The following is a 16,531-nucleotide window of genomic DNA, read 5'->3' on the forward strand; positions in this document are numbered from 1 at the left end:
CGGAGGCGACGGAGCCGAGGAAAGTCGGGCCAGCCGGGCTTTTTGCACAGACAGGGCGGCCCTGGCTTCTCGGTGCAGGGCAGCGCACCACTCTCCGACGCACCACGGCCACGCTTCACAGTACGGTTGCCACGTGAGTGTTTCCTCGTGAGTGTCTTCAGTACGGCCACCGGCATCGGCTCCTGGCCCGGAACATCCGCGCGCCAGGCCGCGGAGATCGTCGTCGGCGAATTGGCTGGCGCTCTGCCGCACCTGGTCGAGCTCCCGGCCAGGGGAGTGGGTGCTGACATCATCGGGCGGGCCGGCGCGCTGCTGGTCGATATCGCCATCGACACCGTGCCGCGCGGATACCGGATCGTCGCTCGGCCGGGCGCTGTCACCCGGCGGGCGGCGAGCCTGCTCGACGAGGATGTCGACGCCCTCGAAGAAGCGTGGGAGATCGCGGGCCTTGGTACCTCCGGACGTCCGGTCAAGGTGCAGGCGCCGGGGCCGATCACGCTTGCCGCCCAGCTCGAACTGCCGAACGGGCACCGGGCCATCACCGACCCGGGCGCGCTGCGCGACCTGACCGTATCGCTGGCCGAAGGCGTCGCGCTGCACCGTGCCGAGCTGGCGCGACGGCTGTCCACCACGGTGGTGGTGCAGTTCGATGAGCCGCTGCTTCAGGTGGCGCTGGCCGGCCGGCTGAGCGGTGTCACCAGCTTCTCGCCCGTGCACCCGGTTGACGAATCGGTGGCCACCGAACTCCTCGACATCTGCATTGCCACCGTCGGCACCGAGGTATCACTGCACAGCTGTGCGTCGGAGTTGCCGTGGAAGATGTTGCAGCGCAGCATGCTCAGCGCGATCTCGGTCGACGTGGCGACACTCGAACCCGCCGACCTGGACGGTATCGGCGAGTTCGTCGAAGCCGGCCGGGTGGTCATGCTCGGTGTGGTGCCGACGACGGCGCCGGCGGTTCGCCCCGACGTCGAAGAGGTCGCCAAGGTCGCCGCGCAGGTCACCGACCGGCTCGGCTTTCCCCGCGCGGTGCTGGCGGAGCGGATCGGCGTCACACCCGCCTGCGGACTCGCCGGTGCCACCACGGCCTGGGCGAAGACCGCAATCGGGCTTGTGCACAAGGTCGCCGACGCCTTCGCGGAGGACCCGGAAGCGGTGTAGACAGGAACACAACCCCGAGCAGCTGGGGGCAAACCGAAGAGGGAAGCAATGGATTACGAGGATGTAGACCCCGAATTGATCGTCAAAGGCGACACCATCGGGACTGCTGCCGGGGTAAATCAGCTTCCGTTCGTGGTGGAGGACATCAACGGGCCCCAAACACACGGGGTTATGCAGTGGACTTTTGAGGGGCATGACACCGCAACCGGCAAGCTGCGAACCACGAACTTCCGCAAGGGCGGCAACCGGGTGCGGCGATACATCGACACCGGGCACGCCTGACAACAAAGCGGAGAGGTCGCTACCGCAGATCTTTGCGCAGGATCTTCCCGGACGCTGATTTGGGGATGGCGTCGATGAACTCGACCTGACGCACCTTCTTGTACGGCGCGACGTTCTCGGCGACGAAGTCCATCACGGTCTCGGCACTGAGGTCGGTGCCGGATTGCTTCACCACGAACGCCTTCGGGATCTCCTCGCCGGACCCGGCGTCGGTCACCCCGATGACGGCTACGTCGGCGATGTCAGGGTGGGTCAACAGCAGCGACTCGAGCTCTGCGGGTGGCACCTGATAGCCCTTGTACTTGATCAGCTCCTTGAGCCGGTCGACGATGTAGACGCAGCCCGACGAGTCCACGCAGGCCATGTCACCGGTGTGCAGAAAGCCTTCGGCGTCAATGGTTTCCGCAGTCGCCGCCGCGTTGCCGAGGTAGCCCGCCATCACGTTGGGCCCGCGGTACCAGAGCTCGCCGGGGGCGCTGAGTCCGGATTCCGGTACGCCGATCTCGGCTCCGGTTTCCGGGTCGACGATCTTGCTGACGGCGTTGGGTATGGTCCAGCCGCAGGAGTTCAACGGGGCGGCGATCCCGACCGATTCCGCACCACCGTCGAAGGGCATGCAATGGCTGACCGGGCTGAGCTCGCTCATGCCGTAGCCCTGAACCACGCGGCAGTCGAGCCGCTTGGCGACGGCGTGGCCGAGCTCCTCATCGAGCGGCGCGGCACCGGACATCACGATGCGCATTGAGGACAGGTCGTACTCGTCGATCACCGGGTGCTTGGCCAGCGCGACAGCGACCGGCGGGGCGATGTAACCCACTGTGCAGCGGTGGTTCTGGATGGTCGCGAGAAACTTGGTGAGGTCGAACGACGGCATGATCACCAGCCGCGCGCGGGCGTGCAGTGCGGCGTTCAACAGCACGGTCATCCCGTAGATGTGGAAGAACGGCAGCACCGCGATGACCACGTCGTCCTTGGTGACGCCCTGGATGGGCCGGATCTGCGCGACGTTCACCGCCAGATTGCGGTGGGTCAGCATGACGCCCTTGGGATTACCGGTGGTGCCCGAGCTGTAGGGCAGTGCGGCCAAATGCGTGTCCGGGTCGACGGTGATCTCCGGGGCATCCGCGCCCGAAGCCAACAGGTCATCGGCGTTCGGGTGCCCGTCGACGGCCTCGCCGGCCCCGTCGAGGATGATCACCTCCGCTGGTGACAAACCCGCGTGCGCGGCACCTTCCAGGGCCTGGGCGCGCAGTGGGCTGACGGTGATGAGCATCTTGGCGTGCGCATCCGTGAGCTGCTTGGCGATGTCCTTCGCGGTGAACAGCGCGTTCACGGTGGTAGCCGTCGCACCTGCCCGCAGGATGCCGTGGAAGGCCACGGCGAACGCCGAACTGTTGGGGGCCAGTAGCGCCACCACGTCACCGACCCTGACACCGCGATCGGCCAGTGCACCGGCGAACGCGTCCACCCGGGTGACCAGGTCGCGGTAGGTGGTCTCGGCGCCGGAGCCGGCGTCGACCAGTGCGACGCGATCGCCGTCGGCCTCGGTGAGTTCACCGAAGAGGTACTCGTAGACCGTCTCGTCGGGAACGACGATATCGGGGAAGGGGCTGGCGAAACTCATAATGCTCCGTGGGTCGAATCGTCGAGTTCTCTGATCAGTTTCTTCGGTGCGACGAGGCGATAGGACGCGTCGACCAGTTCGGTCACCTCGGCCCAGTCGATCTTTGCGGCGGTGAAGTCGAGGCCGAGCCAGCCGCTGGGCCCCAGATAGGCGGGAAAGAAGAACCGTCCATCCCGTTGCAGGGCGGCCCGGTCGACCTCGTCGACCTTGACCAGCAGTGAATGCGAGAACCGGGCCATCGTGCCCGGCACCGCAGTCTTGGAGCTGCCGCCATACATGGCGAACATCTTGGTGACGAAGAACGACGGACGGCCGTGGGAGATCTTTTCGAAGGCGTCGGGGAACCGCAGCGCGATCTGGCGCAGCTCTGCCAACCCGAGGTCGTCGTCGCTGAACATGATCGGGTGTGGCACGCAACCACCCTAGCGACGGGAACCCACCCAGACGATGCCTGCTCGGCTGTCGGTGCACTTCGATAACCTTCAGCAGTGAGCCCAGTCGAAGCGGATCCACTCGATCCAGACGTGCGCCGGCAGTGGCAGGAATTGGCCGATGAGGTGCGTGGGCACCAGTTCCGTTACTACGTGCGTGATGCACCGGTCATCTCCGACGGCGAATTCGACACGCTGCTCGGCACGCTGACCGAGCTCGAGGAAAAGCACCCTGAGCTGCGCACTCCGGACTCTCCGACGCAGCTGGTCGGCGGTGCCGGTTTCGCCACCGATTTCACCTCAGCCGATCACCTCGAGCGGATGCTGTCGCTGGACAACGTCTTCAACGCCGAGGAGCTGGCCGCGTGGGCCGTCCGGTTGCGCACCGAGATCGGTGACGACGTCCATTACCTGTGTGAACTCAAGATCGACGGCGTCGCGCTGGCGCTGGTGTACCGCGACGGGCGCCTCGAGCGGGCCGCCACGCGGGGCGACGGCCGCACCGGTGAGGACGTCACTCTCAACGCCCGCACCATCGAGGACATCCCGGAACGCTTGACGGCCAGTGCCGACTACCCGATGCCGGCCGTCCTGGAGGTGCGCGGTGAGGTCTTCTTCCGGGTGGCCGATTTCGAAGAACTCAACGCCGGACTCGTAGAGGAGGGCAAGCCACCGTTCGCCAATCCGCGCAACAGTGCCGCTGGGTCGCTGCGGCAGAAGAACCCTGCGGTCACCGCGCGCCGCAGGCTGCGGATGATCTGCCATGGTCTTGGGCACGCCGAGGGTTTCAGCCCGCCGACGCTGCACGACGCCTATCTGGCCCTCAAGGCGTGGGGGCTACCGGTGTCCGACCACACCACCCGGGTGCAGGGTATCGACGCGGTGCAGGAGCGGATCGTCTACTGGGGCGAACACCGTCACGACGTCGAGCACGAAATCGACGGTGTCGTGGTGAAAGTCGACGAGGTCTCACTGCAGCGTCGGCTCGGGGCGACGTCACGCGCGCCGCGCTGGGCCATCGCCTACAAATATCCGCCCGAGGAGGCCACCACCAAGCTGCTCGACATTCGGGTCAACGTCGGGCGCACCGGACGGGTCACACCGTTTGCGTACATGGAGCCGGTCAAGGTGGCCGGCTCTACGGTCGGGCTGGCGACGCTGCACAACGCCTCAGAGGTCAAGCGCAAAGGTGTGCTGATCGGCGACACCGTGGTCATCCGTAAGGCGGGTGATGTCATCCCGGAAGTACTCGGCCCGGTGGTCGATCTCCGCGACGGCTCCGAGCGCGAATTCGTCATGCCCACCCACTGTCCCGAATGCGGCACCACCCTGGCGCCGGCGAAGGAGGGGGACGCCGATATCCGGTGCCCCAATTCGCGAACCTGTCCGGCACAGCTGCGCGAGCGGGTGTTCCACGTGGCCGGCCGCGGCGCATTCGATATCGAAGGCCTCGGTTACGAGGCGGGTATCGCGCTGCTGCAGGCCGGGGTGATCACCGACGAGGGCGACCTGTTCGAGCTCACCGAGGACGACTTGCTGCGCACCGACCTGTTCACCACGCAGAAGGGTGAGCTCTCGGCGAATGGCAAACGGCTGCTTGCCAATTTGGGCAAGGCGAAGTCGCAGGCCCTGTGGCGGGTGCTGGTGGCGTTGTCGATTCGCCATGTCGGGCCGACCGCCGCCAGGGCGCTGGCCGGCGAATTCGGCAGTCTGGAAGCCATCACCGAGGCGTCGGAGCAGGAACTTGCCGCCGTTGAGGGCGTCGGGCCCACCATCGCCGCGGCGGTGGTCGAATGGTTCACCGTCGACTGGCACCGATCGATCGTCGAGAAGTGGCAGGCCGCCGGTGTGCGGATGGCCGACGAGCGAGACAGCAGCATCGAACGCACGCTGGAGGGGTTGTCGATCGTGGTGACGGGGTCGCTGCCCGGCTTCTCCCGGGACGAGGCCAAGGAGGCAATCCTCGTGCGCGGTGGAAAGGCCGCGGGCTCGGTGTCGAAGAAGACGGCTTACGTGGTGGCAGGCGATGCGCCGGGATCGAAGTACGACAAAGCGGTCGAACTCGGTGTGCCGATTCTCGACGAAGACGGCTTCCGTAGGTTGCTGGCAGACGGGCCAGAGGTTAGCTCACCAGAGTAGGGCGGCGCCCAATTCTGTAGCGGTGTAGCTCGGCCGAACGTGGATAGAATGCGTCTAGTTCATCGACCAAGCAGTCGGTTTCGGTAACGGGACGGAGGTTGGGGTGCGTGCCAGGTCCCACGACAGAGAGTTGCTGTGGTGCGGTGACGGGATGGTGTCGGTAGTTGCGACGCTCCTGGTTCGCTCGGTGGCCCGCGGCCGATGACACCGGGTAACGGGGCCCGCACGCCGCCTGAGTGGCAATCTCCGCCGTCTGGTTGGCAGTTGTATCCGCCTGGATACCAGAGTTATCCGCCCTCGCGCCGGAGCCGTCGACCACTTGTCATCGCCCTGTCGGGCATCGCCGTCATCGCCATCGTGGGCATCGTGGTGGCGATGGTGCTGAACAACGGGGACGCTCAGACCAAGGCGGGCACCGGCAGTGCTCAGGAGGTCGTCAAGGACTACCTCGACGCGTTGGCCAACGGTGATGCCGATGCCGCGCTGAATCTTGGCATCGCCCAACCTGCCTCGCGCAAGTACGTGACGGCCGACATGCTCGAGAAGCAGCTCAAGAACTGGCCCATAACGAATATCGTTGTCACGCAGGACAAAACGCTGGAATCAGCGAATACCGCGCTGGTGCACGCGTCGGCCGACTTCGGAGACAAGCACTCTCAGGCTGCTATCCCGGTCCAAAAAGTGGACGGTCGCTGGAAGCTGAAGAGCGCGACAGTCAGCGTCGACACCATGGCGCAGATATCCCCGGGCGGGCCCGCCGCAACGTTGAGCGTGCTGGGCGAGCCGCTGGGCAAGGACGACCACTTCGATGCATTCCCTGGATATCTCGGCATCACGTCGACCATTCCCTATCTTGATGTGCTGTCGTCGCCGCTGTTGTTGGACAGCCTCACGGCGGCAGATGTCGGCAGTGTTCTGACGTTCGATTTCACCCTCAACAACGCCGGCCACGACGCCGTCAACAAGGCGCTGGAGACCTGGATAATCGGCTGTCTCGCGAGTGATCCCAGCTCCTACAGGTGCCCGCCCTGGGATCCCGGGATGCCGTTCGACACCAGCACGGTGCAGATCAACGGTCCGATCGACCTCAGCAAGGTGACTCAGTCGCTGTTGCCGACGACGACAAGGGTGGTGGTCGCGGGCACCGCCACGTACCAGGTGACGGCGAATGAAATCGACGGTGGTCCTGCGGTTTTCAACTCCGTTCAGCCGATCTCGACGGCTGTCGATCTCACCGCGCACCCGCCGGTCGTGGCCGGGCCCAGCTAGGTTTCAGCGCAGGATGGTCGCCAGGATACCGGCCAGATAACCCAGCCGCGCGACCTCGGAGGGCCGGAAGTCCGGTCCGCCGGGACGGCCGAGCATGACGGCGGTCAACGGGTCACCCAGCGGTGCCGCGGCCAGCGTGGTGTCCATGTCCCGCCACAACTGCGGCAACCAGTCGGCGGTCGCGTCGAGTGCGGCCGCGTGCTCCAGCGGCAGCCAGGGCGCCGAACTCGGCTGGGTTTCCGGGGCGCCCCGGCTGCCCACAATGCGGTCAAGGCCCGCGTCGCCGACGCAGACGACGGTGCACCAGCCGACGCGCAGGACCCGTGGCGCCTCGTCGGCCAGTACCTGCAGTTTGGCCAGCTTGTTCTCGGCAGCGGCGATGTGGTCGATGAGTTCGAGTTCGCGGTGCGCCTCGAGTAGTCCGGTGTGCGGCCGGATGCTGTCGACCCGCACCCCGGTGAGGTTCTCGGCGGCCGTGATCAGCGTGTCGGGCATCGAACCGTGCGGCAGGTCGACGACCAGATCGTCGATGGCGTATCCCGAGACGCGCTCCACGACATCCAGGGAAAGAATGTCAGCGCCCACCGAGCCGAGCGCCACGGCAAGAGACCCGAGGCTGCCCGGCCGATCGTCCAGCTGGACCCGTAGCAGATACGAAGGCACGCGCACACTGTCGCACAGCCGGTCGCCCAGAGCACTCCGGGCAGATCGGCTCCGGCCCACTTGACTACAGTTGGCGCTCGTGTCGCAGATCTCCCGAGACGATGTGGCCCATCTGGCCCGATTGGCCCGATTGGCCCTGACCGATGACGAGCTGGATAGTTTCTCCGGCCAGCTCGACGCGATCCTCCAGCATGTCAGCCAGGTGCAGGCAGTCGATGTCACCGGCGTCGCGCCCACCGGTAACCCGTTGTCCGAGGTCAATGTGACGCGGCCCGATGTGGTCGAGGTGTGCCTGACTCAGGGGCAAGCCCTGGCAGAGGCGCCGCGCGCCGTCGATGGCCGCTTTGCCGTACCGCAGATTCTGGGGGAGAGCCAGTGAGTGAGTTGGTCCGGCTGTCCGCCGCCGAGCTGGCGTCCCGGATTGCCGCCAAAGAGGTGTCGTCGACCGAGGTGACCAAGGCGCACCTGAACCAGATCGAGGCGACCGACGGCGCATACCACGCGTTTCTGCATGTCGGAGCCGAGCAGGCGCTGGCAGCCGCGGCCGCCGTCGATGCCACGGTGGCCGCCGGTGACAAGCTGCCATCGGCGCTGGCCGGCGTGCCGCTGGCGCTCAAGGACGTGTTCACCACGACCGATATGCCCACGACGTGTGGATCGAAGATCCTCGAAGGCTGGACCTCGCCGTACGACGCGACGGTGACAGTGAAACTGCGTGCGGCCGGGATCCCGATCCTGGGCAAGACCAATATGGACGAGTTCGCCATGGGCAGCTCGACCGAGAACTCGGCGTTCGGCCCGACCCGCAACCCGTGGGACACCGACCGGGTTCCCGGTGGCTCCGGCGGCGGCAGCGCCGCGGCCCTGGCGGCGTTCCAGGCGCCCCTGGCGATCGGCAGCGACACCGGCGGCTCGATCCGCCAGCCCGCCGCTCTGACGGCGACTGTCGGGGTCAAACCGACCTACGGCACCGTGTCGCGCTACGGCTTGGTCGCTTGCGCCTCGTCGCTGGACCAGGGCGGACCGTGTGCGCGGACGGTGTTCGACACCGCGCTTCTGCACCAGGTCATCGCCGGCCACGATCCACGGGATTCGACCTCGGTGGACGCCGCGGTTCCCGATGTCGTCGGAGCAGCCCGCGCCGGCGCGACCGGCGATCTCAAGGGCGTTCGGGTCGGCGTGGTCAAACAGCTGCACAGCGGTGAGGGTTACCAGCCGGGCGTGCTGGAATCCTTCAACGCCGCCATAGATCAGCTGCGCGCGCTCGGCGCCGAGATCAGCGAGGTCGACTGCCCGCATTTCGACTATTCGATGGCTGCGTACTACCTGATCCTGCCGTCGGAAGTGTCGTCGAACCTGGCCCGCTTCGATGCGATGCGCTACGGCCTGCGCGTCGGCGACGACGGCACGCACAGCGCCGAAGAAGTGATGGCACTGACCCGGGCGGCCGGATTCGGTCCAGAAGTCAAACGCCGCATCATGATTGGCACCTATGCTCTCTCGGCAGGGTATTACGACGCGTACTACAACCAGGCGCAGAAGGTCCGCACCCTGATCGGGCGCGACCTCGACGCGGCCTACCGGACGGTGGACGTGCTGGTCTCACCGGCCACTCCTTCTACGGCGTTCCGCCTAGGGGAGAAGGTCGACGACCCGCTGGCCATGTACCTGTTCGACCTGTGCACCCTGCCGCTGAACCTGGCCGGGCACTGCGGCATGTCGGTGCCGTCGGGATTGTCGCCTGACGACAACCTGCCGGTGGGACTGCAAATCATGGCGCCCGCGCTGGCCGATGACCGGCTCTACCGGGTGGGCGCTGCCTACGAGGCTGCTCGCGGTGCGCTGCCGACGGCGCTCTGACAGGGGAAGATAGGCATATGCGGATCGGAGTTCTCACCGGTGGCGGTGACTGTCCAGGGCTGAATGCCGTCATCCGGGCGGTGGTGCGTACCTGTGACGCGCGGTACGGCTCATCGGTCGTCGGCTTCCTCGACGGGTGGCGTGGGCTGCTGGAAGACCGGCGCGTTCAGCTCAAGAACGACGACCGCAACGACCGGCTGCTGGCCAAGGGCGGCACCATGCTGGGCACCGCGCGCGTCAACCCGGACAAACTGCGGGCCGGTCTCGACCAGATCAAGCAGACCCTCGAGGACAACGGCATCGACGTGTTGATCCCGATCGGCGGCGAGGGTACGTTGACCGCGGCGCACTGGCTCTCGGAGGAGGATGTGCCCGTCGTCGGCGTGCCGAAGACGATCGACAACGACATCGACTGCACTGACGTCACTTTCGGCTTCGATACCGCTCTGACGGTGGCGACCGAGGCCATCGACCGGCTGCACAGCACCGCGGAATCACATCAGCGGGTGATGCTCGTCGAGGTGATGGGCCGCCACGCCGGCTGGATCGCACTGAGCGCGGGTATGGCGTCGGGCGCGCACATGACGCTGATTCCCGAGCAGCCCTTCGACGTCGAGGAAGTCTGTCGGCTGGTCAAGGCCCGCTTCCAGCGTGGTGACTCGCATTTCATCTGTGTGGTGGCCGAAGGCGCGAAACCCGCTGAGGGTTCAATGATGCTGCGCGACGGCGGAATTGACGAGTTCGGGCATCAGAAGTTCACCGGGGTCGCCCAGCAGCTGGCGATCGAGATCGAGAAGCGCATGAAAAAAGAAGTGCGCACGACGGTGCTCGGCCACGTCCAGCGTGGCGGCACGCCCACGCCCTACGACCGGGTGCTCGCCACCCGATTCGGGGTCAACGCTGCCGACGCCGCGCACGCCGGCGAATACGGAATGATGGTGTCGCTGCGCGGTCAGGAGATCGGCCGCGTGCCGTTGGCAGACGCGGTCAAACAGCTGAAGTTGGTGCCGCAGAGTCGTTATGACGATGCGGCGGCTTTCTTCGGCTAGTTGGTCGCCCATCGGGCGTGGCGCGCGCTCGGTAGCGGGCGAGTTATTGGTCTGATTTCCGGGTGGTCGGTGTCGGGTCGGCGGGCACGGTGCTCGTCATTCTGCGTGGCAGCAGCGGGTCGGGAAAATCGACGATCGCCCGCAGGCTGCGGGATCGCTACGGACTGGCAGTGGTGAGCCAGGACGTGTTGCGACGCGAGGTACCGGGCGTTGACGACCATCGTGACAATCCGGCGATCGAGGCTGAGCAGGATCCAGACGCGATCGTCGATCTCATCGCCGACGCTGTGCGGTGGTGATTGCTCGATCGGTGGTGCGGTCTTTCTCTCCCCATCGTCCGAACGGCAGGGCTCTTGACCGCTCGGACTGTGGGTGCGTAGCGTCTGGAAAAAGATAAATGGGGTGACACCCCATTTAATTCGAGCTGAGGAGTTCGGACATGCTCACCCCGGAACGCATCACAGCCGTTCGCCGAACCCTGCGCCCGATCGGATTCGCGTTGCCCAGCGTCGGCCTGTCTGCGGCACCCCCGGTGCACGAACAGATCGAGGCCGCACGACGGCTGGAAGCCGCGGGTTATCGCAACGCCTGGGCCAACGAAGGGGTGGGCGGCAAGGACGTCTTCGTGCAGATCGCCATCCTGCTGGGCGCCACCGATCGGCTGACTTTCGGAACGTCGGTGACGCCGATGTGGGCTCGGCCGCCGATGGTGGCCCACGCCGCGGCGCATCAATTGGTGGAAGCCTTTCCGGATCGCTTCGTGCTGGGGATCGGATCAGGCTATGACTTCATGGCGCCATTGGCGGGCCTGGAGTATCGCCAGCCACTGGCCCAGTTGCGGCAGTACGTAACGAGGATGCCGGAACCTGTTCCGATTCTGGATGCACCCGCTGTCGACTACCCCACCGTGCTGGGCGCCAATGGTCGGCGGTCGGTACGGCAAGCCGGTGAGATCGCCGACGGGGTGTTCCCGACACTGGTTCCGCCACGCTACGTCGAGGAGATCAGATCGGTGCTCGGAGCAGACAAGCTGATCATCGTCGGATTGACGACATTCACCGACGACGACGAAGATGCAGCCAAAAAGGCTGCCTCGCAGAGCATTTCGCAGATTTTCGCGATGCCAGGTGTTCCGTACGGACGGGTGCTCGACAGCTTCGGCTACACCGCACAGGATCGCATCGATGGCAGCGATCGTCTGACCGCCGACCTCACCGCCGCCGGCTCCGGCGCGACCATCGCCGCGGCGGCCAGACGGTACCTCGACGCCGGCGCCGATCATGTGGTCCTGATGCCGGTGGCGGCAGACTTCAGCTCCGGCGTGGACGAGCTCGAGTCCATCGCCGCCGATGTCACCGGGGTCTGATGCCCTCCAGGGCGAGGGCACGCAGCCGATGGCCGGCGTGCGGGTCGTGTTCGGTCGCGAGAGCCACTCCACCCACCAGCGCAAGCAGTTCGTCGATGGTGACGTCCTGTCGCACTGCGCCAGATGCGATAGCCCGCGCCAGGAGCGGACCGCCGGCGTGCACCAGGATCTGGTGACACGCCTCGCACGACGCGTGCCCGCCGGTGTGCAGCATGGCGGCCGCCAGTCCACGCACTGCGGCGAAATACTCACCTACCGCGTGCAGCCACGACGTCAGTGCCGCCGCAGGCTCCCGGTCCGCGGCATCGGCTGTGGTCTGTTCACACAGCGCCCGGACCGTATCGGTGAATACCGCGTCGAGCAGGTCCCACCGTGACGGAAAATGCCGGTGCAGCGTTGCCGATCCAACGCCTGCCTGGCGGGCGATCTCCTCCAGCGAACCGTCGGCACCGTCGCGCAGGAATACGTCCGTGGCAGCGCTGATCACACGTTCACGGCTGCGCTGAGCATCGGCACGGAGGGGGCGGGGCGCTGTCATGCCGGACACTTTCGGCGGGCAGGCTCGACCGCGATCGGGGAACGGTGCAGCGCCCGGTCCAGCGGTACCAGATACACGCCGTTCTCCGGCATCAATGACGTTGTGACCACCGCCCCGAACTCCCAGTCCACGGCTCCACGCTAATGCCACGCTCTTCGCTACGCGGCTCGACATCTGGGGCTCTAGTCACCCAGGCCCGCCGCGATGAACGCGACGGCCGTCTCGACTGCGGCCGCCGCGGCCGGGCCGGTCCCGCTGACCCGCAGCCGATCACCCTTCTTGGTGTCCAGGGTCACGAGCATGATCATGCTGTCGGCGACGACCGGGCCGATATCACGGGTGAGGTTGGTGATGCTCACCTCGGCGTCGTACTGGCCGAGCATCGTGACCAACTTGCCGGCCGGCCTGGCATGGATGCCCATCTCGTTGACGATCTCGACTTCGTCGAAAATCTCAGCGGCCGTGGAAACTTCGCTGTCCGCGGACTTCTCCGCGGCGACGGGTACATCGCCCAGGTGGTCCTGCTTGGCGGCAAGGCCGCGCAGCGCCTCGGCGGTGACCGCCTCGAGCGACGCACCGGTCCCGGCGGTGACGACCGCGGCCACCAGGCCTTCCACCAGCGGCGCCGAGCACAGCCTGACGTGCGCGGCGATCTCCGGGTCGACCAGCTCCAGGGCCAGCTCCGCGGACATCACCGCGCTGCCGAGGTCCATCAGCACCAAGACACCGTCGGGGCTGTCCGCCTCCTCGATAGCCGCTGCCACTGCCGTCGCGTCGGTGCCGAAGGTATCGGCATCGAGGCCGGCCGCGACCGTCACCGTCGGGCCGCCACCGTGGACCATCTCGGCAGCCAGACCGACAGCGGCGTCGGCGAGCGCGCGGCTGTGGGATACGACGACCAGTCCGATCACGACACCAAGCCGATCACGACAGCGTCGCCGCCGCGGATTCCAGCAGCAGCGTGACGCTGGTGGCGCCGGGATCCTGATGGTCGGCGCTGCGCTCGCCGAGATAACTCGCCCGGCCTTTGCGGGCCACCAGCGGCGTGACCCGGTCCCGGCCGGCGGCCGCTGCCGATGCGGCCGCCGCGAGCGCGGGACCGATCCCGTCGCCGGTGGCAGCGTCATACGCCGCGAGCGCGGGGGCCAGCGCGTCGTACATGGTCTTGTCGTCGAGATCGGCCTTGCCGCGCGCCAGGACGCCGTCGACACCCGCCCGTAATGCCGCGCCGAGTGCCGGCGCCCCGATCGGATCGACACCCTGCAGGGCTGCACCGAAGCGTAGGAAGAAGGTGCCGTACAACGGTCCACTCGCTCCGCCGACGGTGCTGACCAGCGTCATGCCCACTTTCTTGAACAAGGCGTCGGCGGTGTCGAAGGTGTTCGCGTCGAGCAGGGCGACGATCGCGGTCATGCCCCGATCCATGTTGGAGCCGTGGTCGGCGTCCCCGATCGCCGAGTCGAGATCGGTTAGCAGGCCGGCGTTGTCGTGCACCACGGCCGCGTAGTCGCGCAGCCAGGCACTGAAGTTCTCGACCGTGGGCACCTCAGACGCCCCACCGCAGGCCGGGAGTGTTCACCGGCGCGTCCCAGAGCCGGACCAGTTCGTCGTCGACCTTGAGTAGCGTCACCGAGCAGCCGGCCATCTCCAGTGAGGTGATGTAGTTGCCGACCAGTGAGCGGGCGACCGTGACCCCGGCCTTGCCCAGCAGCTGGGCGACCTCGTTGTACATCACGTAGAGCTCGAGTAGCGGCGTGCCGCCCATGCCATTGACGAATGCGATCACCGAATCGCCCTTGCCGTAGGGCAGATCGCCGAGGATCGGCTCGACGAGCAGCGCGGCGAGGTCCTTCGCCGGCACCAGTGGAAGCCGCTGCCGCCCTGGCTCGCCGTGGATGCCGACACCGAGTTCGAACTCAGACTCGCCGAGCTCGAACGTCGGCTTGCCCGCCGCGGGAACCGTGCACGACGTCAGGGCCAGGCCCATGCTGCGGCCCTGGCCGTTGACCTTGCGGGCCAGGTCGGCGACCTCACCCAGCGGGCGGCCTTCCTCGGCCGCGGCTCCGACGATCTTCTCCAGCAGGACCGTGACGCCGACACCACGCCGGCCCGCGGTCCACGTGCTGTCCTGGACCGCGACGTCATCGTCGGTAACTACCGACACCACCTCGGTCCCGCTGTCGGCGGCGGCCAGTTCCGCCGCCATTTCGAAGTTCATCACGTCGCCGGTGTAATTCTTCACGATGTGCAGAACACCCGCCCCGCCGTCGACGGCAGCAGTGGCCGCCATCATCTGATCCGGCACGGGGGAGGTGAAAACCTCACCCGCACAGGCGGCGTCGAGCATACCGACGCCGACGAACCCGCCGTGCAGGGGTTCGTGACCCGAGCCGCCGCCCGATACCAGGCCGACCTTGCCCCTCACCGGCGCGTCCTTGCGGTAGATCACCCGGTTCTCGTGATCGACCCGTAGGCGGTCGCTGTGCGCGGCCTCGATTCCGCGAAGCGCGTCCTTGACTACGTCGGCGGGATCATTGATGAGCTTCTTCACGGTGTCATCTGAGCACGGTGGCCCGGCCGGAACAACCGCCATTCGACTAGGTAAAAGCCGACCACACTAAAATCGGGGAATGACCGCTGCAAGTACTCGCTCAGGCGAGGCCGAACTCCTCGACTATGACGAGGTCATCGATCGCTACGATCCCGTCCTCGGCCTCGAGGTGCACGTCGAGCTCTCGACGGCCACCAAGATGTTCTGCAGTTGCAGCACCGAGTTCGGCGCGGAACCCAATACCCAGGTCTGCCCGGTGTGTCTGGCCCTGCCTGGCGCGCTGCCGACGCTCAACGAGGCGGCCGTCGAATCGGCTATCCGGATCGGCCTGGCGCTGAACTGCGAGATCGTGCCGTGGTGCCGCTTCGCTCGCAAGAACTACTTCTATCCCGACATGCCGAAGAACTACCAGATCTCCCAGTACGACGAGCCGATCGCGATCAACGGCTATCTCGACGTGCCACTGGAAGACGGGACCACCTGGCGGGTGCAGATCGAACGCGCCCATATGGAAGAGGACACCGGCAAGGCATTGCACATCGGCGGTGAGACCGGCCGTATCGAAGGTGCCACTGAATCGCTGCTGGACTACAACCGCGCCGGGGTTCCGCTGATCGAGATCGTCACCAAACCGATCGAGGAGACGGGCGAGCGGGCCGGGCAGATCGCCAGGGCGTACGTCACCGCCCTGCGTGATCTGTTGAAAGGCCTCGGTGTTTCCGACGTGCGGATGGACCAGGGTTCGATGCGCTGCGACTCCAATGTCTCGCTGAAACTCAAGGGCGTCAAGGAATTCGGCACCCGCACCGAGACCAAGAACGTCAACTCGCTGCGCAGCGTCGAAGTGGCCGTCACCTACGAAATGCGCCGTCAGGCCGCGGTCCTCGAAGCCGGTGGCAGCATCGTCCAGGAGACCAGGCACTTCAACGAGGCGGGCTACACCACCGCAGGTCGCGCGAAGGAGACCGCGGCGGACTACCGGTATTTTCCCGAGCCCGATCTCGAGCCGGTCGCCCCGAGCCGGGAACTGGTCGATCGGCTCCGGGAGACCATCCCGGAGCTTCCGTGGTTGGTGCGCAACAGGATTCAGCAGGACTGGGGCCTGTCCGACGAGGTTTTCCGTGACCTCGTGAACAACGGTGCGCTGGATCTGGTGGCGGCCACCGTCGCCGAGGGTGCTTCGGTCGAGGCGGCCCGGGCGTTGTGGGGAAACTTCCTGGTGCAGAAGGCCAACGAGGCTGGGGTGCAGCTCGATGAGCTGGCCATCACGCCGAAGCAGGTCGCTGCCGTCATCGCGTTGGTCGACGAGGGCAAGCTCTCCAACAAACTGGGCCGCCAGGTCATCGAAGGTGTGCTCGCCGGTGAGGGTGAACCCGAGCAGGTGATGACCGCCCGCGGGCTGGCCGTCGTGCGGGACGACTCGCTGATCCAAGCCGCTGTCGATGAGGCATTGGCCGCCAATCCCGATGTCGCAGAGAAGATCCGGGGTGGCAAGGTGGCCGCGGCCGGTGCGATCGTCGGTGCCGTCATGAAGGCGACGAAGGGTCAGGCCGACGCTGCGCGCGTGCGCGAACTCGTGCTTGCTGCCTGTAGCTGAC

The 16,531-nt window shown here is 66.5% G+C and carries 18 protein-coding genes; 10 read left to right on the forward strand and 8 right to left on the reverse strand.

Annotation, left to right across the window (positions count from 1 at the left end; translation table 11 throughout):
- Positions 1-147 precede the first annotated feature (147 nt).
- Both H7J73_RS21645 and H7J73_RS21650 read left to right on the forward strand, forming a co-directional pair.
- Positions 148-1,161 (forward strand): uroporphyrinogen decarboxylase/cobalamine-independent methonine synthase family protein, encoded by a 1,014-nt coding sequence (locus H7J73_RS21645; RefSeq protein WP_264069725.1) that lies wholly within the window; start codon positions 148-150, stop codon positions 1,159-1,161.
- 48 nt (positions 1,162-1,209) lie between these two features.
- A complete protein-coding gene (locus H7J73_RS21650; protein ID WP_264069726.1) occupies positions 1,210-1,443 on the forward strand; it encodes a hypothetical protein in 234 nt (77 codons plus the stop codon).
- Positions 1,444-1,462: 19 nt separating this feature from the next.
- Here H7J73_RS21650 and H7J73_RS21655 read toward each other — a convergent pair whose 3' ends face one another.
- Together H7J73_RS21655 and H7J73_RS21660 are read right to left on the reverse strand one after the other, a co-directional pair.
- Entirely contained in the window at positions 1,463-3,067 is a 1,605-nt protein-coding gene (locus H7J73_RS21655; RefSeq protein WP_264069727.1) for a 4-coumarate--CoA ligase family protein, read from the reverse strand.
- Positions 3,064-3,480, reverse strand: a complete 417-nt coding sequence (locus H7J73_RS21660) for an MmcQ/YjbR family DNA-binding protein (RefSeq protein ID WP_264069728.1) — start codon at positions 3,478-3,480, stop codon at positions 3,064-3,066. The genes H7J73_RS21655 and H7J73_RS21660 overlap by 4 nt, the downstream gene beginning before the upstream one ends.
- 75 nt (positions 3,481-3,555) lie before the next feature.
- Between H7J73_RS21660 and ligA the strand changes: the two genes are divergently transcribed.
- Together ligA and H7J73_RS21670 are read left to right on the forward strand one after the other, a co-directional pair.
- Positions 3,556-5,637 carry an NAD-dependent DNA ligase LigA gene (gene ligA, locus H7J73_RS21665; protein WP_264069729.1) on the forward strand — a complete coding sequence of 694 codons (2,082 nt, stop codon included), beginning with the start codon at positions 3,556-3,558 and terminating at the stop codon, positions 5,635-5,637.
- A 201-nt stretch (positions 5,638-5,838) separates the two neighbouring features.
- Positions 5,839-6,906: an Rv0361 family membrane protein gene (locus H7J73_RS21670; protein WP_264069730.1), complete on the forward strand. Its 1,068-nt coding sequence runs from the start codon at positions 5,839-5,841 to the stop codon at positions 6,904-6,906.
- A 3-nt stretch (positions 6,907-6,909) separates the two neighbouring features.
- Here the strand turns inward: H7J73_RS21670 and H7J73_RS21675 are convergent, their stop codons facing one another.
- Positions 6,910-7,569, reverse strand: a complete 660-nt coding sequence (locus tag H7J73_RS21675; RefSeq protein WP_264069732.1) for an ACT domain-containing protein — start codon at positions 7,567-7,569, stop codon at positions 6,910-6,912.
- Between the two features lie 79 nt (positions 7,570-7,648).
- Here H7J73_RS21675 and gatC point away from each other — a divergent pair, with 79 nt between their 5' ends.
- The 5 genes from gatC to H7J73_RS21700 all read left to right on the forward strand — a co-directional run bounded on the left by gatC (position 7,649) and on the right by H7J73_RS21700 (position 11,844).
- Complete coding sequence (gene gatC / locus H7J73_RS21680; protein WP_264069733.1) at positions 7,649-7,948, forward strand: Asp-tRNA(Asn)/Glu-tRNA(Gln) amidotransferase subunit GatC; 300 nt, start codon at positions 7,649-7,651, stop codon at positions 7,946-7,948.
- Complete coding sequence (gene gatA / locus H7J73_RS21685; RefSeq protein ID WP_264069734.1) at positions 7,945-9,429, forward strand: Asp-tRNA(Asn)/Glu-tRNA(Gln) amidotransferase subunit GatA; 1,485 nt, start codon at positions 7,945-7,947, stop codon at positions 9,427-9,429. Before gatC ends, gatA begins: the two co-directional genes overlap by 4 nt.
- Before the next feature lie 17 nt (positions 9,430-9,446).
- Complete coding sequence (locus H7J73_RS21690; protein WP_264069735.1) at positions 9,447-10,478, forward strand: ATP-dependent 6-phosphofructokinase; 1,032 nt, start codon at positions 9,447-9,449, stop codon at positions 10,476-10,478.
- A gap of 62 nt (positions 10,479-10,540) precedes the next feature.
- Positions 10,541-10,777, forward strand: coding sequence for an AAA family ATPase (locus H7J73_RS21695; RefSeq protein ID WP_264069736.1), 237 nt, complete (start codon positions 10,541-10,543; stop codon positions 10,775-10,777).
- A 140-nt stretch (positions 10,778-10,917) separates the two neighbouring features.
- Entirely contained in the window at positions 10,918-11,844 is a 927-nt protein-coding gene (locus H7J73_RS21700; protein ID WP_264069737.1) for an LLM class flavin-dependent oxidoreductase, read from the forward strand.
- Here the strand turns inward: H7J73_RS21700 and H7J73_RS21705 are convergent.
- The 5 genes from H7J73_RS21705 to dhaK are packed head-to-tail and all read right to left on the reverse strand — an operon-like array spanning position 11,831 to position 14,933.
- Positions 11,831-12,382, reverse strand: coding sequence for a TetR/AcrR family transcriptional regulator (locus H7J73_RS21705; RefSeq protein ID WP_264069738.1), 552 nt, complete (start codon positions 12,380-12,382; stop codon positions 11,831-11,833). The genes H7J73_RS21700 and H7J73_RS21705 overlap by 14 nt on opposite strands.
- Positions 12,379-12,513, reverse strand: a complete 135-nt coding sequence (locus H7J73_RS21710) for a hypothetical protein (protein ID WP_264069739.1) — start codon at positions 12,511-12,513, stop codon at positions 12,379-12,381. The genes H7J73_RS21705 and H7J73_RS21710 overlap by 4 nt, the downstream gene beginning before the upstream one ends.
- A gap of 51 nt (positions 12,514-12,564) precedes the next feature.
- On the reverse strand, positions 12,565-13,293 hold the full coding sequence (gene dhaM, locus H7J73_RS21715) for a dihydroxyacetone kinase phosphoryl donor subunit DhaM (RefSeq protein ID WP_264069741.1): 729 nt from the start codon (positions 13,291-13,293) through the stop codon (positions 12,565-12,567).
- A gap of 13 nt (positions 13,294-13,306) precedes the next feature.
- Positions 13,307-13,927, reverse strand: coding sequence for a dihydroxyacetone kinase subunit DhaL (gene dhaL / locus H7J73_RS21720; protein ID WP_264069742.1), 621 nt, complete (start codon positions 13,925-13,927; stop codon positions 13,307-13,309).
- Between the two features lies 1 nt (position 13,928).
- Positions 13,929-14,933 (reverse strand): dihydroxyacetone kinase subunit DhaK, encoded by a 1,005-nt coding sequence (gene dhaK, locus H7J73_RS21725; RefSeq protein ID WP_264069918.1) that lies wholly within the window; start codon positions 14,931-14,933, stop codon positions 13,929-13,931.
- A gap of 79 nt (positions 14,934-15,012) precedes the next feature.
- Between dhaK and gatB the strand changes: the two genes are divergently transcribed.
- Positions 15,013-16,530 (forward strand): Asp-tRNA(Asn)/Glu-tRNA(Gln) amidotransferase subunit GatB, encoded by a 1,518-nt coding sequence (gatB, locus tag H7J73_RS21730; protein WP_264069743.1) that lies wholly within the window; start codon positions 15,013-15,015, stop codon positions 16,528-16,530.
- The last annotated feature ends 1 nt before the right edge of the window (position 16,531 follow it).

The sequence above is a fragment of the Mycolicibacterium komossense genome (assembly GCF_025822605.1).
In the GTDB taxonomy this organism is placed as follows: domain Bacteria; phylum Actinomycetota; class Actinomycetes; order Mycobacteriales; family Mycobacteriaceae; genus Mycobacterium; species Mycobacterium komossense.

Excerpts from the sequence above, each read along its gene's own strand:
- gatB (WP_264069743.1), top strand. The coding sequence starts at position 15,013 with ATGACCGCTGCAAGTACTCGCTCAGGCGAGGCCGAACTCCTCGACTAT.
- H7J73_RS21700 (WP_264069737.1), top strand. The coding sequence starts at position 10,918 with ATGCTCACCCCGGAACGCATCACAGCCGTTCGCCGAACCCTGCGCCCG.
- H7J73_RS21655 (WP_264069727.1), bottom strand. The coding sequence starts at position 3,067 with ATGAGTTTCGCCAGCCCCTTCCCCGATATCGTCGTTCCCGACGAGACG.
- H7J73_RS21650 (WP_264069726.1), top strand. The coding sequence starts at position 1,210 with ATGGATTACGAGGATGTAGACCCCGAATTGATCGTCAAAGGCGACACC.
- H7J73_RS21690 (WP_264069735.1), top strand. The coding sequence starts at position 9,447 with ATGCGGATCGGAGTTCTCACCGGTGGCGGTGACTGTCCAGGGCTGAAT.
- H7J73_RS21670 (WP_264069730.1), top strand. The coding sequence starts at position 5,839 with ATGACACCGGGTAACGGGGCCCGCACGCCGCCTGAGTGGCAATCTCCG.
- H7J73_RS21705 (WP_264069738.1), bottom strand. The coding sequence starts at position 12,382 with ATGACAGCGCCCCGCCCCCTCCGTGCCGATGCTCAGCGCAGCCGTGAA.